Consider the following 15,885-nt stretch of genomic DNA (forward strand, 5'->3'; position numbering starts at 1 on the left):
GAGCACGATGAGTTATATCCCTATGGTTGTGGAGCAAAGCGGACGCGGTGAGCGTTCCTACGATATTTATTCACGGCTGTTGAAGGACCGGATCATTTTCCTCGGCAGCGCGATTGACGATCAGACGGCGAACGCCGTCATCGCCCAACTGCTGTTTCTGACAGCCAATGATGCGGAGAAGGATATTCATCTGTACATCAATTGCTCGGGCGGCTCGACGACATCGGGACTGGCAATTTACGACACGATGCAATTTGTGAAGCCGGATATTTCGACGATTTGCGTCGGACTGGCCGCATCGTTCGGCGCCGTGCTGCTGGCCGCAGGCGCTCCGGGCAAACGAATCGCGCTGCCCAATGCGGAGGTTATGATCCACCAGCCGTGGGTCGGCGGCGGCGGGGTACGCGGGCAAGCGTCGGATATTGCGATCCAGGCGGACCACATTCTCAAGACTCGCCGTACGTTGGACGGCATTTTGGCTGAACGGACCGGCCAGCCGCTCGAAACGATCCAGCGCGATACGGATCGCGACTACTTTCTTTCGGCGGACGAAGCGCAAGCCTACGGACTTATCGACAAGGTACTGAGGTAGTTCGCCGGCGTCTTCCCGGCCCAAGCTTACAAGTTCCCTTTGCACGTGGAGCTAATTTCCCCCATGCCAACTATCCGCTCTCAGCGCGTCAAACGAGCATCCTCTGGCTTTCCGGAAACGGCAGCGGGGGATTTTTTTGGCTTAAAAATATTTCATCTTGCATTTAAATTCAACGGTATGATAGATTTTAGTGGACATGGAAATGAATGGCCTGCATGGGGGCTGACGAGGAGAAAACTAGAGATGAAGACATTCAAGATGTTAAGCCGCCGGATGGCTTGTGTGACCGCTTCGGCGGTGCTGCTGTCAGCGCTTGCTGCGCCTGTGGGAACATACGCAGCTACGGAGGATCGGGGCACAGTTCCTGCTGTCGTCCAGCAAGTGACCTCATCGGTTGTTGCGATTATCGGCAAGCCGGCGAACAGCCGCAAGGTGTGGGAGGCGAGCCGTTACAATTTGGCGCATGGTACGGGGGTTATCGTGCGCAGCAACGGATATATTTTGACGAATGCGCATGTGGTCAAGGATATGCAAAATATAACGGTTGTGATGGCGGACGGCAAGTCGTATGCAGGCAAGACGACTCATTATGATGAGGAGAGCGATCTGGCGCTCGTTAAAATAGAAGCAACCGGTTTGACGGCGGCGACCTTTGCCAACCCGTCAGATATCAAGGTTGGGGAGTCGGTGATGGCGATCGGCACGCCGCTGTCATTTGCGCTGCGCAACTCGGTGACCTACGGCATTATCAGCGGCATGGAGCGTTCGCTGCAGTCCAAGTACCAGCTGATCCAGACGGATGCGGCGATCAATCCCGGCAACAGCGGCGGCGCGCTGCTTAATATGAAGGGCGAGGTTGTCGGCATCAATACGCTCAAGTATGTCGAATACGGGGTGGACAGCCTCGGGTTCGCCATTCCGGTACATACGGTTCAGCATGTGCTGGATCACTTCTTCAAGTACGGCAAGGTGAAGCGGCCTTATCTCGGCGTCGAGCTGGGCGAAAGCTGGGAGGCCGTTGTCGGTATTCCGTCCGGCAACGGGCTGGAGGTCACCTATGTCGAGCCGGATTCACCTGCCGCCAAGGCCGGAGTCAAGCAGGGTGATGTGCTCGTAGCTATCGAATCCGCGTCGACGGGCACGCTGGTGCAATATAATGAAGCGCTGAAAAACTACTTGCCTGAGCAAAAAATCAAGCTGACGCTCAAGTCGGGCGGCATTCAGCGGGTCACGGAGGTTACACTCGGCGAGGATGAGTCGAGCGCGACTTCGCTCAAGCAGGAGACGGGCGGCTCCTACATCGACGCGGATCAGGGCAAGACGCATATCGGCGACAGCTATTTCGGCTGGTCGATCAAGTACCCGGCCGGGCTGATTAAGGAAGATCAGGACGCGGACGGGAAAAGTGTTTCATTTGTCGATGCCAAAGGGGAATTTGGACTCCAGATTACGATTGAGGACGAGCAAAGCGCCGACCTGTCGCCGCTGGCGCTGCTGCGCAAGCTGGATGCCCAGCATGGCGGGGATACGATTCTGGAGAAGCGTTACGTGGATGATGGCGCGCAGCCTTATGCGATTTTGCTCGGGAAAAGCAGCTATGGCGGTCGTATCTACCAAGGCCGCGCTTTCCAGAAGGGCGATAAAATTTATTACCTGTCGCTGAGCGTATTTGACGAGGATCTGTACAATACAGGCTTCAAGCGCAACAGCTTCAACGACCTGCTCGATTCGTTCGTGCTCGCCTATGATACGAATAATGCAGGACTGAAGGATATTTCCGTTCACCAGACGGTGGAGTCGGTGACGACGGAATACGGCATTTCGTTTGACGTGCCTGCAGACTGGGAAGGCGGCGGCTGGCGCAGCAATCTGGTGTTCCAGGGCAAGGATGAAAATCAGGGGCTGTTCGTTGACATCACCTCTGCAGCTTCCGGCGATACGCTCAAGGCGTGGAGCGACCGGCAGGAGAACAAGTTCAGGGACCGTTTTCTTCCGGATTACATCAAAGTGGAGGGCGCGAAGGAAACGACGGTTGACGGACTGCCTGCGATCGAAAATCGGTACTCGTTTACGATGGGCGACAAGTGGCAGCATGTCATTTCACTGCTTATCATCAAGGATAAATACAAGTACCAGCTAGTTAACACTTATGAGGAGTCGGCCGACAAGCAGGAGGCGGAAGCGGTAGCTGAGCAGGTGAAGGCGTCGATTCATTTCTCGAAGGAAACAGCGAATCGTTCGCTTGGCTTTATTCAGGATGAAGCCGATCTGGCTGACTCGGGCAAGACCATCACGTATACAAGCAAGAAATACCGCTATGCGCTCAAGGCTCCGGAGCTGTGGAGCGGCGGCTATGGCGGAGACCGGGACTTGCCGATGCGGAGCATTGCGTTCGAGGGCGGCGGACTGACGGTGCTGGCTGACGATGCAGGCGATCTGCAGAGCAAGATCAACACGCTGGAGCAGGAGCATAAGAAAAACGCCGAGGTAGACTCCGCGTATACGTATACGGTGACGGACGAGGAGCTGTTCGGCACGACTGTGAAAAAATTTGCTACCCAATACAAGGCACGCAACATTCCGTATACGCAGCATGAATACTTGTTTGAGAAAAACGGGATCGTCTACACGGCGCGCCTGCGCATCAACGAAGCCGTCAAAACAGAAGAGCAATGGAAGCGTCTGAACGACACCTTCCTGTCGATGACCTTCACGGAGAAATAATGGCCTTATTTTTGTTGTAAATATAGGCTTCCGAACGCCTCTGACTGACCGTAACCGGTCGACGGGGGCGTTTTTCGTGTCTGCCGATTGCCCTGACAGCTCACCACATAATTCGCAGCAGGATCCAGATAAATTCGGGATTGCGGTTGACAGTGAAATTGATAAGCATTATCATTAATGTTAACTTAAATTGAGAACCGTTATCAAATTTTGCTTTCCGACTTCCAGATGCAAGGAGAGACTTACATGTCCCGGTTATTCGCAGAAAAGCTTCAGATTGGCTATGGGGAACGAACAATCGTCAATCAGTTGAATGTCAGTATTCCCAGCGGGAAAATTACAGCGCTTGTCGGAGCCAATGGCTCGGGCAAATCGACGATTTTGAAAACGATGGCACGGATCATGAAGCCCAATAAAGGCGGCGTATTCCTGGACGGCAAGTCCATCCACCAGATGCAGACGAAGGAAGTAGCCAAGCAGCTCGCGATGCTGCCGCAAAATCCGGTTTCGCCGGAAGGACTGACGGTCAGCGAGCTGGTATCGTTCGGCCGATTCCCGCACCAGAAGGGCTTCGGGTCGATGACCAAGGAAGATAAGGAAATGATCGCTTGGTCGCTTGATGTGACGGGCATGAATGAATTTGCCGACCGTCCGATTGACCAGATGTCCGGCGGTCAGCGCCAGCGCGCCTGGATCGCGATGGCGCTCGCTCAAGGCACCGATATTTTATTTCTCGATGAACCGACGACCTTTCTCGATATGGCGCATCAGCTCGAAGTGCTCAAGCTGCTGGAGCGGCTGAACCGTGAAGAGGGCCGGACAATTGTGATGGTCGTCCATGACTTGAACCACGCAGCCTTGTACGCGCAGCATATTGTGGCGATCAAGCAGGGCGAGCTGATTGTAGAAGGCAGCCCGCAGGAAGTGATTACATGCGATATGCTGCATGAGGTGTTTGCGATCCGCGCGGATATTATCCAGGACCCGCGCACAGGCGCTCCGCTTTGCTTCCCGTATGGACTGGCCAGTGACGCTCATGCTGTGCCGGCAGCGGAGCCGGAAAGAGGCGGCGCTGTAGAAGGCTCCGCTTCGCCGCAACGGCAGCAAGTGGGCGTTGTCTAGGCTACACTGATTTACAGGAAAACCCGCTTTGCCGCGTCGGGCGGCTCGGCGGGTTTTCAACGTTAAAAAACCTTGCTCCGCTGCTGTGGCGGCGGGCAAGGTTTTTGGCGTTTGTTGCGGTTGATGAGGGGAGATCCGGCCGGGGGCGAACCGTGGCTGTGCAAAACCACAATTCGCCGCAGCTTGATGGTTAGGTTTCATTCAGGCCTCGAACTCCGGCGTTCCCATCGCTGTTCAATCCTCCCTTACACGTTAAACCTGTCTAACATCGCTTTAAGCTCCTCGGCCGTACGTGTTAATTGCTCGACAGAATGCGTAATTTCCACAATCGAAGCAAGCTGCTCCTCGGACATGGCTGCGATGGTCTCAAAGCTCCCGAAGGATGCCTTCGCGATGGCTACGCTATCGGTTATTTCGGATTCTACACGCTGCGTATTCGCGTTTAACTGATCCGCAGAAGCGGCGATTTGCCCCATTTGGCCCGACACATTTGCTGTCGTTGTTACGATGGTTTCAAATAAATGGCCCACTTCCTTCACTTGCTCCATCCCTACGATCACCTCAGCAGTACCTTTCGTCATACTTTGAACAGCATGGAAGGTGTCGCCCTGGATCTCGTTGATGAGCCGGGCAATTTGGCCGGCCGAGTCGGTCGATTGTTCCGCAAGCTTTCGGATTTCAGCAGCTACGACGGCAAAGCCTCGGCCATGCTCGCCCGCTCTGGCCGCTTCAATCGACGCATTGAGGGCCAAAAGGTTCGTTTGGGAGGCAATCGTCGTAATCAGCGAAGTAATGCTGCCGATTTCCTCTGAACGCTCGCCTAACCGTTTTATGTTTTCTGCCGCCGCATGTACAGTCTCGTGAATAAAATCCATCTGGCTAGCCAAGCCGATAACCGACTGGTTTCCGGACTTGGCTTCCGCTGAAGCATTTGCGGACATATCGGATGTTTGATTCGAGGTCCCCACAATACCGTATACACGTTCCCCAATTTCCCCGACTAGCGACAGATTGCGCTCATATCCCGACATTTGACTTTGCAGGCCGTGGTTCGTCTGCTGGATACTTGCCGTGGTTTGCTGGACTGTAGACGACAGCTGATCCACGTTGCCCAGCAGGCTGGTCGTTGAATGGGCGACAACCTGTCCCTTCTCCAGGATGGTGCGGATCAAGCCTTGCAGGTTCTCCAGCATTTTATTAAAGCTTTGGGAAAGCTCTCCGATTTCGTCGTTCGTTTCGACGGCAAGTCTGGAGGTCAAATCTCCTTCGCTGGAGGCCAGTCCCTTCAGCTTCTCGTTCATAACGGAAAGCGGTTGTAGCGTTTTACGCATGACCGTGTAAATGATCCCGGCGGAAACGAGGAGGGAAACGATCGTCACCATAATGGAGAAGCGCAGCAAAGCATTCGCCTCGGCGTAGGCTTCGCTTTTGGGAACGAGAATGGCAATTCCCCAATCCATCGAGTTCGATTTGCCATAAACGATCATGTTGTCCACGCCATTCACCACGGCTTCTGCAATACCGGTGCTTCCGTTGATGCTGTCTTGTACAATTTTAGTCAGCGTCTCGTTTTGGAAGTCGGCTATTTTCTTCTGCAGGGTGTCTTCCTTGTTCTCGCTAGCCACAATGGTTCCGTCCTTCGTAAACACGATCGCATGACCTGTCTGGCCCAATTTCACTTTGGAAATCAGATTGATTAAGTCTTGTATCGGCTGACCTCCGTTGCTGACCCCTACGATCGTGCCTTGATCATTTTTGACAGGAGTTGCAGTTAAAACAATCGGAGTGCCCTCTACGCCGGGAGACTTGGAGCCGACCGGGTCTACTGTCACGGTTTCACCCTGGATCGCTTTTTGGAAATGAGGATAATCCTTCACGTCAACGGTTGCTCCCGGCAAATAAAGCTTTCCGTTCCGGTCAATAAATGCAAATTCATCCGGATTATTCGTAATCTCCGTCATACGCGAGCTGTAGGCGAGTATTTTAGGAATGTTATTGCTCCGCAAGTCATCGGATTGGCTCAACGCCTTGTATTTGTTCTGCGCTCCCTGAATCCAAATATCAATATAGTTTTGGACGGAGCTTAGCTGCTGGGCCGCCTGGTCCTGGAAGTTGCGCTCCAGCACATTTTTTGCTTTATGATAGCCTAGATAGGATACGCTGCTTAAGGCCAGTGCCATTAGAAGTGTCGTGATTACACTGCTTTTTACGGATAGCTTCAATAGGATCACTCATTTTCGTTAAGTTATAGTTGTTCGGCCAGCGGGTTATTCGTCGACGGCAGGGTGTTCACCCCGGAGGAAATAAAAAAGCCAGTCCGAATTGACTGGATGTGTATGCGCAGAGCCCTTCCACATTCGGTAATCCGGCCGCCTTAGCTTGTCCAGCCTTAGACCCGAAGCTTTGCGTCCCCGCCTTTCGACGGGTTTGCCTTTTCGCTAACTATTCTGTTTGTGTGTGGATGTAACTTGCTTAATTATATAACGACAAATCTCGACAGTAAACGATTTTACCCGGTATGCCTCCATAAATTTCTGTTTTTGTGATGTACATCACATAATAAGGGGGGCCACCCGATTCTGCTTGAAATCCGCCCCGCGTTTGCCGATAATACCCCTTGAAATGCTATACGATTACAACGCAGATTGGCGGACGCTTGCTCGCGTCTATGAGTCTGCTGCTGTATAAGGCTGGGGAATTAACGATGATGAAATTCGTAGCATATCTGCTCGTCATGCTTATTGGCTTGTGCGGCGCGCCTATGTCGGCCGGGGCAACCGACGGACCGCCGTCTCAGGACCTGCGGCAGTGGAGCCCTTACGAGGGAAGCACGGTGACCTTGAACGGGCCCTGGGAGCTGTATTGGGGGCATTTGCTTGCGCCGGACGATTTTGCCGCCGGTTCCGCTGCGCCCGGACACGCCTTGAGCGTATCCGTTCCCGCGCAATGGTCGGCTTATACAGCGGCCGGACAACCCCTGTCCAATGAAGGCTACGCGACTTACCGGCTGAGCTTCCAGCTGTCCGTTGAGACGGCCGGCCAGCCGCTCGGCCTGTATGTCAATAATATCGCGAGCGCCTACCGGCTATGGGTTAACGGCGTGCCTGCAGAAGCCAACGGGGTTGTCGGGGAGACGGCTGCGCTTACGGTGCCGAGAAGCTATCCGAGGGTGTACTTTTTCGTGCCGCGCCCGGGGGACAACGAGCTGGTGATTCAGGTTGCCAACTTTAATCAGCGCACAGGGGGAATCTGGGAAAGTCTCGAATTGGGGGATGCGGAGAGCATTTCCTCGTTGCACAGAAACCGGGTTATGGTGTGGACGTTTCTGACCGGCTGCCTGCTGCTGATGACGCTCTTCTCGATGTTTCTCTACCTGTTTCGCAAGCAGGAGGGCGCCGCTCTATGGTTTGGCCTGATCTGTCTGGCGATCTGCATCCGGTCGTCGCTGCTGGGAGAATCGTTCATTTACGTTCTGCTGCCGGGACTGTCCTGGGAATGGGGGGTGAAGCTGGAATACTTGTCGGAAATCGTCACAATCGGCAGTCTGGCGGCATTTGTCAACAAGCAATACCCGCATGAAGCGGCAGGCCGTCTGCTTCCCTTTTTTGCCGTCGGCCTCGGCGGGTTCGGTGCATTTGTGCTGGTCATGCCGGCTCTTGTATATACAAAGCTGATGCTTCCTTACATTATCGTGCTGCTGCTGCCCGTATTTATTTATGTGATGTACGTCTACATCCGCGCTGCGCTTGGCAGAAGAACGGGGTCGCGCTTCAACATGCTTGGCTTTGTCGTCTTTTTTGCCGCTGTTATCCACGAAATTTTGTATTATACCGGATTCGTATCGCTGGGCGGTCTCGTTCCGTTCGGGCTGCTGTTCTTTCTGCTGACGCAGCTGCTGAATTTATCCCTGCTCTTCACAAGAGCGGTTACCCGTTCGGAGCTGCTGTCCACGGAGCTGAATCAGGTCATCGCTTCGCAGGAGGAGACAATCCGGCAGCGCACCTCCTCCTTGCAGGAGCTCAATCTGCAGCTGGAGCGCGGAAATCAGGAGCTGAGCCGGATCGAGGCGATTCGCAGCGCCTTGCTGGCTGAGGTGTACCATGATTTGACTACCCCGATTACAGCGATTAAGGGCTTCTCCAAGGCGATCAAGACGGCTGTTATTCCCGCGCAGGAGGCGCCGGCGTACGCCGGCCGCATTTATGAGCGCAGCCTGCTGCTGGAGAAGCTGATCGACAACGTCATTGAGCTGAGCCAGTTGAAAACAGGCGAAATTCAGCTTGAGCTGGCGGAGACGCCGCTCCTGCCCTTTCTGCGTCAGCTGAGCTACCGCTACGCCGCCGAGACGGCCGCGCAGGGGATAACGCTGCTGTGGGAGGAGCCGCAGTACTCGCTTCCCGCGGGTCAGGAGCTGCTAGCGAGGCTTGACCGGTTCCGGTTCGAGCGCGTGTTCGCCAACCTGATTTCCAATGCAGTCAAATACACCCCCGGAGAGGGTGTCATTCGAATCTGGACGGAACTCAGGCCCGGCGATGAGTCTCCTGTCAGCCATGTGGTCATTCATGTGACCGATTCCGGCAGCGGAATCCCGGAAGCAGAGCTTCCCCACATTTTCAAGCGCCGTTACCGGATTGCCGGTCATCGGCAGGGATCGGCGGGCAGCGGCCTCGGGCTGGCGATCTGCAAGGAAATTGTGGCCCGCCATCAAGGTGAAATCGGCGTAACGAGCATCCCCGGCGAAGGCAGCGACTTTTATATGATACTTCCCGCCAAGGTCGGAGCCCTCCGCGCCGCCGCGGTCCATGACCCGAAAGGAGAAGAGCATGGAGACGACTCTTTTGCTGATTGAAGACGATCCTGATATTTGCGAGCTGGTGGCGATTTATTTGCGGAAGGAAGGATTTCGCGTTGATATTGCCGCTAATGCGGAGCAAGGGCTGGAGCTGTTTCGGCGCACGCAGTATCAGCTGCTGATCACGGATATTATGCTGCCCGGCATGGACGGCATGAGGCTGGTGGAAACCATTCGGAGCTGCTCGGACGTTCCGATTATTTTTATTACCAGCAAAAAAAATCCGCAGGATATTGTCGCCGGGCTGAGCATCGGCGGGGATGATTACGTGACGAAGCCGTTTGAGCCGGAGGTGCTCGTGGCGCGCGTGCAGGCGGGGCTGCGGCGTTATCGCTCGGCAGGCGCAAGAGCGGGCGGCGGCGCAGACGTATGGCGGGACGACTGGCTCTTCGTACACAAGAAGCGGCTGGAGGTCACGGTGAATGACAAGCCGATCGTCTTGCCGGCGAAGGAGCTTCAACTGCTGCTCCATCTTATGGACCAGCCCAATCAGGTGTTCAGCGTCGGTCGGCTGTACGAGCGAATCTGGGGGCTGGACGGGATGAGCGACGAGCGGACTGTCATGGTTCACATCCATCATCTTCGTAAAAAAATCGAACGGGACCCGGCAAATCCAGCCTACATTTTGACGATTCGCGGCTTCGGCTACAAGTTCGGCGGCAGCGAGCAATAGCAAGCGGGCAAAGCTCCAGGCGCAGCAACGGCCTGGAGCTTTTGCGCGCTTGCGGCGACTTAAACAGAACTTAAACAGGGACATGTATAATGCAGCTATCTTGACATCGAGAGAGAGGGATTATCATTGTCCAAGTTATTACTACGCAATAGGCTGGCGGTGCGTCTGCTGCTCGTCTGCATGCTGCTGCAAGCATGGAGCGGCTATGCCGCCGCTGCGCCGCAGAGCGCCATACTTACGGCAGGCGCGGCTGAGACAGCTACCGCAGCTGCGTCTGCCAGCCTGAACGATATTTCGGCCTCCTATGCCCAAGCCGAGATTGAGGCATTAGTCGCCGCCGGTATTGTATCGGGCTATCCGGACGGAAGCTTTCAGCCGCTCAAGCAGGTAACAAGGGCGGAGCTTTCGAAAATTGTGGCGCTTGCGCTCGGCCTGCAGCCGGACGAGGCAGCCGCGTCCGTTTACCGCGATGTGGTCAGGGAAAGCTGGTACAGCGGCTATGTCGGCGCGCTTGCCCGGGCTGGCGTTGTCCAGGGCTTGTCCGCCTCAAGCTTTGGTCCGAGCGCCGAGGTGACACGGGAGCAGTTGGTCATCTTTATGGTGCGTGCGCTCGGTTTGGACGAACAGGCGAAGGCGATGCAGAAGGAGCCTTTGTTTACAGACCGGAGCGGGATTTCCAGCTGGGCGCAGCCTTATGTAGCGCTGGCGTATGCGATTGACCTTGTTGAAGGGACGCCGGATGAAGCGGGCGGGCTGAGCTTCCTGCCGCAGCAGCCTGCCGACCGCCAGGCCGCTGCCCGACTGACTTACGAATTTATGCAAAATCGGGCGGTATACGCGCGGCGGGCGGCGGAGCTCGGACTACGGGCGCAGGAGGAGAAGGGGAAGGAGGGACAGCTTCCTTCACAGACCGGGCAGCAGGATAAACAGCCGCCGCTGCAGGCCGGGCAGCAGGAGTCCGGTTCACAGGAGGATGATGCTTCACAGCCAGAGCCGCCTACGCCCTCCCCCGGGGGCGTGGAGCCTCCTACTGAGCAAATCTTGAATAGCGGCGGCACTTATACGGGCAATTATACCTTGAAGCAGGGCGGTACTTACGGACCGTTGACAGGCCAAACTACCGTGTTGGGTACTCTTGTTCTTGACCCGGGGCCGCTTGGGGAGCTGACACTGCGCAGGGTGAAGGCGACAAAAATCGTCGTGCGGTCCGGCAATACGCAATCTGTTCATCTGAACGATGTGCAGGCGGAGCAGGTCACGGTTGATGCGGCGGAGCAGACGCATCCTGTGCGTGTGCTGTACGAGGGCGGTACGGCTGTGGTGCGGACAGAACTGGCCAGCCAGACCCAGCTCGACGTTACCATGGCGGACGGCTATGCGGGTACGGTAGAGATTGCGCTGAACAAAGGCGGTGAAACCGTAAGGCTTGGCGGAAAGTTCAAGGGCAAGGTGATCGTGTCAGAGCAGTCGCAGCCGCCGGTGCTCCATCTGTCCGAAGGGGCGGAGCTGGCCAATTTGACGGTACGCCGACCGGTCACGCTCGCCGGTGATGCGACAGCGATCGGCAACTTGCCACTGGAGCTGGAGCAAAGCGGGACGATTGCCTTCGATCCGCAGCTTGCGGATGGAGTCAAGGCGATCGCGCTCAAGCTTGCGGTTGCAGCCATTGAGGCGATTGAGCCCTTCTATGAATATAACGGGAAAGCCGAGCGCCAGGTTGGAAAGGCGCGGGCGCTTTGGCAGGCTGCCAAGGCAGCGGGAGCTGTCGAGAACGATTTGACTGACGAGCAGAACAGAACGCTGCTCTTCTATAGCTTCGATCTGGACGTTTACCTGCGCAGAGTGCTGGAAATGGCTGCGCCGACTGCCGGTGCGCAGATCGAGTATGCGCCTGGCGACAGCAGCTACGCGATCAGACATCACGTAGTGCTGCCGGATGCGATAGAGCTGAACTATCCGGGGAGCAGCGGCGGGAAGGCATCCGTCTCCTGGTCGTCGGATCTGGAGCAGACGCTCAGCCCGGCGGGGCTCGTGTCGCGACCGGCTGCAGGCTCGTTCGAAATTGTCGTCACCTTGGGCGGACAGCTGTCCAAGGACGGTGTGACCTTCCCCTTGCCGCCGATGCAAGTTACGGTGCTGCCGTATGATTCACCGGAGGAGGCGCAGACGACGGCTCGGCCAACGGTAGCCTCATTTATGAATAGTCAGGACTTCTATGAAGACGATGCTTACGTGCAGGGGCGGGCAGAGCGAGGCGCGAAGGTCAGGCTGCTGTCGTCCGGCGGCGAGGAGCTGGCAAGCGCAACAGCCGCCGGACGAATCGGCGAGTACAAGCTTTCGCCGCAGGCGCCGCTTAGCGCCGGAGTTTCCTATAAGGTAGTCGCGCAGCTTCCGGGCAAGGCTGAGAGCGCAGCGGTAACCTTTACCGCACAGGAGAGGGTGAGATCCGCCAAGCCTGCCGTTGTGAAGTCGGTGTACAGCGAGGGCCGGGGCATCTATGTGGATGCAAGCGCGAATGCACTGATCGAGGTCAGGAGGCAATCCGGGGCGCTTGTCGGCAGCGGGGCGTTCGCATCGGCCGGGACGCTGATCCCGTTTGAGGTTGCCTCCTTCCCCGGCGAGACGCTTCTTGTCACGGCCAATGCCGGGTATCCGTATAAAGTGAGCGAGCCGGTTGCTGTTGAAGTTGAGCATTCGCCGCTGTCCGCTGCGCCGATTGTCGTTTCGGCCGCGGTCTACGCCGATGGCGGCGTCATTGAAGGAACTGCGACAGCGAATGCGGATGTACGCGTCCGGCTGGAGAACGGTGCAGTCATGCTGGCCACGACGGCTGACGGCGAAGGGAAATTCCGTCAGGAGCTGGAGAGCGTGGAAACGCTGGGGGCCGCCAAAGCCGGAGACCGATTGCTTGTGCAGGCGAGAAGCACCGAATACGGCTACGGGTATGGCGAGGCCGCGAGCGTTGTAATTAAGGCGGTCAGCGGCAAGCGCACACAGCCGCCGACAGTGGACGGTGCTGTTTATTCGCCCGGCGGCTATCTTGAGGTGTCAGCGGAGCCAGGAAGCTGGATTACCGTGCGGCAGCAGGGCAGCGAGGAGCTTCTGCAGCGGCTCCAGATGCCGGCGAACAGTGCCTATGCGCTCGTCAAGCTGACGGGCCAATTTGAGCCGGGCGGCGTTATCGAGATAACGGCAGACAGCTACGGCAAGGATGCCAGCCTGCCGCTGCAGCTGGCCGTGCAGGGCAGCGCCAAAAGCCAGACGCCGACGCTATTCGGCGATTATTATAAGGGCACGCTCGTGCTTTACGGCACTACAGGCGCCAAGCATGGCAAGTTGTATGTTGAAGCTACGCTGCCCGACGGGTTGTACCTTGGCGGAGTGTATGTGGATTATGACGCCTGGGCCGCCATCGAACGGCCGTACCAGTTTTCCCGATTGCTGCTGCTGCACGGATTTATGCTCGAGGTCGGGGACAAGTTTCATGTAACGGTCAAGGAGGAGTTCAAGGAGATCAGCGATCCGCTTGTCGTTGTCGTGCAGTCTTATCCTGTCATACCGTCGGAACCGCCGTCCGTTACCGGCACGGTTTATCCGAACGGAGGCATTCTGACAGGCCAAGCGGCCATGTGGTCTACCATCACCGCCTATCATCCGACTGAAGGCAGACAACTGCAGACTGCTTATGCGGGTGAAAGTGGACGGTTTACGCTTGATTTGCGAGGCATGGAGCTGTCTGGCCTAAAGCATGTTAACATCACGGCTCGCGGTGATCAAATGACCGACAGCGAGCCTGTGCTTGTGCCGATTGCACCATATCTGGACGGCGTATCGTCTCGACCGCAGCTCAATGTCGATAGGCTGCTGGAGCTGACCCCGCACATGACCGGGCGCGCCGATCCGTTTGCTGCAATCGTGGCGAAACGAACGACTGGAACGATTACGATTGGCTATGCCAACGAAGCAGGAGATTTTACGCTTTCGTTCGAGCATTCGTTTGAGAAAGGAGAAGAAATTCAGTTCGTCGGGGAGACGCCTGGGCACCGTTCGAGCGAGCCTGTTACCTTGACGGTTCAGGAGTCGCCACTCACGGCTGCACCCGCATTCGAGCTGCCCGTGGCCTGGATGCCGTTTTGGGAGGTTCAGGTGGCCGAGCGGTCATCGCTGTTCGTAATGAATGCGGTTGGCGACACGATCGGGTATGCCGAAGGCGAGGGCAAGGTTCGTATTCCGATTATTGCGCTGGCGCAGGCTGACGACGTGTGGACGATCAAGGCCATAGCGGCAGGCAAGAAGCCGAGCGAGCCTGTTCAGATTAAGGTGCAGCCGCAGACCGAGAGGAAGCCAGGAGCTGTAACGGGAGTCGGCAGTGGCGCCAATTTCTTCGAGCCGCAGCTGCCGCTGCAACTGCTCAATTCCGCTGAGCCAAATTCGCCGAATAATCCGTATTTGATGAGCGGCGGGCATCAGATTCTTCATTCGAAGCTGGATTTCGATCTGTATTACGCGTGGAATATGCCTAAGACCGACATAACTGTCAACGGAATGAAGGTGAATGAAGCCTATGTGTATGAAAGCAGACAAGGAGACGATATGATTCTGATTAACTACGTATATCCGCTGCCGCAGCAAGCTGATCTCGTCATTACGGTCACCGGTCTTGGCGCCAGAATCGGCGAGGCCATTTATCCGGTCGAGCCGGTTACCTTCTATGTCCGAAACTCCGGGTAGGAAAGTAGCCGGACGAGAGGGGTCGCGGGTGAGCGGGGCGGTGGCCGACTACAGTCGGCGCCCTGCTGCGTCAGCCTGAGAAAGGCCATTCAGCGAGGAGGCCATCTGAGTCGGCTGGACATCTGAGGCTGCAGCTTACGGCGAAGGTGGCGGCCAAGCCTTGAAAGGCTTGGCCGCTATTCGTGATACGGTTCACCGCGCTGTATGGAACGGCAAGTTTTTTTGTAAACCGCGCCCCACATCTTGTCAAATCAACTTGGTTTGGGTAAAATTTACATAAGAAAATTGTTGGGAGGGAATCAAATGCATCCCCCAAAAGTTCCCCGTTAAGCCCGAGGTCCTCCATCCATGTGTTAGTGATTATTCACCCAAATAAATCAAAGGGAGATGCACACTAATGCACATGAATGGACCTGTAAATATTTCTCGAAACGAAAGACTGGAAACCTGCCACGAAATTGCTTCGAGATTACACGAGGTGTACGGAGAAAAAATCCTCGCCATTGGAGTCTACGGTTCTGTTTCCAGAGGTACGGACGGCCCTTTTTCAGACATTGAGATGTTTTGTGTACTAAATGAATCCAGCGAATCCGTAGATTTTAGCTATGAATGGTCGGCCGGGCCTTGGAAAGCTGAAGTGAACGTCTGTAGTGCGGACATTCTTCTTGAAACCGCGTCTACTGTTGAGGAGAAATGGCCGTTGACGCATGGTCCATTCTTTTCTCAACTTAGTCTGTATGATCCAAAGGGCTTTTTCCCAAGATTGAAGGAAGTTGCCGCATCACCAGCAAGGGAAGATTTCCGACGTTCAATCAATGAAGTCCTTGTAGGGGAAATGTACGAATTTGTTGGGAAACTTAGGAATGTCAGTCTAAGTGGCCCATACACCTACTTGCCCTACTTGGCAGTGGAGTTTGCTCAATACGGAGCTATGTTAGTCGGGTTACACAACCAAAAACTTTTCTCGACTGGCTCAATGGTATTACCGGAAGCATTGGAACTGCCTGGCCGTCCAGAAGGATTCGACAATATTGTACGCATGGTTATGTTTGGTGAATTATCAGAACCTTCAAAGATCGTTTCAGCTTGTGAAAATTTCTGGAATGGACTCGTGAAGTGGGCAACCGAACATGACTACGTCATAAGTACAAAAAGAATCCCGTTTTGACTGGCCATGTCTGCTACAGGATT

General features: G+C 55.7%; 8 protein-coding genes and 1 riboswitch. Of the genes, 7 read left to right on the top strand and 1 reads right to left on the bottom strand.

The window, feature by feature from the left end; genetic code table 11:
- Positions 1–7: 7 nt before the first annotated feature.
- From clpP to AC6ROY_RS09425, 3 genes are all read left to right on the top strand, one after another.
- Positions 8–592 (top strand): ATP-dependent Clp endopeptidase proteolytic subunit ClpP, encoded by a 585-nt coding sequence (gene clpP, locus AC6ROY_RS09415; protein WP_500100027.1) that lies wholly within the window; start codon positions 8–10, stop codon positions 590–592.
- Between the two features lie 243 nt (positions 593–835).
- Positions 836–3,316, top strand: a complete 2,481-nt coding sequence (locus AC6ROY_RS09420; protein ID WP_500100028.1) for a trypsin-like peptidase domain-containing protein — start codon at positions 836–838, stop codon at positions 3,314–3,316.
- Positions 3,317–3,562: 246 nt separating this feature from the next.
- Positions 3,563–4,438, top strand: coding sequence for an ABC transporter ATP-binding protein (locus AC6ROY_RS09425; RefSeq protein ID WP_500100029.1), 876 nt, complete (start codon positions 3,563–3,565; stop codon positions 4,436–4,438).
- A gap of 245 nt (positions 4,439–4,683) precedes the next feature.
- Here AC6ROY_RS09425 and AC6ROY_RS09430 read toward each other — a convergent pair whose 3' ends face one another.
- Positions 4,684–6,660 (bottom strand): methyl-accepting chemotaxis protein, encoded by a 1,977-nt coding sequence (locus tag AC6ROY_RS09430; RefSeq protein WP_500100030.1) that lies wholly within the window; start codon positions 6,658–6,660, stop codon positions 4,684–4,686.
- Positions 6,661–6,794: 134 nt separating this feature from the next.
- Positions 6,795–6,880, bottom strand: a riboswitch (cyclic di-GMP riboswitch).
- Positions 6,881–7,142: 262 nt separating this feature from the next.
- Here AC6ROY_RS09430 and AC6ROY_RS09435 point away from each other — a divergent pair.
- The 4 genes from AC6ROY_RS09435 (at position 7,143) to AC6ROY_RS09450 (ending at position 15,862) form a co-directional block, all read left to right on the top strand.
- Positions 7,143–9,287 (top strand): sensor histidine kinase, encoded by a 2,145-nt coding sequence (locus AC6ROY_RS09435; protein ID WP_500100032.1) that lies wholly within the window; start codon positions 7,143–7,145, stop codon positions 9,285–9,287.
- The gene (locus tag AC6ROY_RS09440; RefSeq protein WP_500100034.1) at positions 9,262–9,963 is read left to right on the top strand and encodes a response regulator transcription factor; all 702 of its coding nucleotides are present in this window, start codon (positions 9,262–9,264) and stop codon (positions 9,961–9,963) included. Before AC6ROY_RS09435 ends, AC6ROY_RS09440 begins: the two co-directional genes overlap by 26 nt.
- A 126-nt stretch (positions 9,964–10,089) precedes the next feature.
- Complete coding sequence (locus AC6ROY_RS09445; RefSeq protein WP_500100035.1) at positions 10,090–14,694, top strand: S-layer homology domain-containing protein; 4,605 nt, start codon at positions 10,090–10,092, stop codon at positions 14,692–14,694.
- Between the two features lie 397 nt (positions 14,695–15,091).
- Complete coding sequence (locus AC6ROY_RS09450) at positions 15,092–15,862, top strand: ANT(4')-I family aminoglycoside nucleotidyltransferase (RefSeq protein ID WP_500100036.1); 771 nt, start codon at positions 15,092–15,094, stop codon at positions 15,860–15,862.
- Positions 15,863–15,885 lie beyond the last annotated feature (23 nt).

Source organism: Paenibacillus sp. sg306046 (assembly GCF_059821225.1).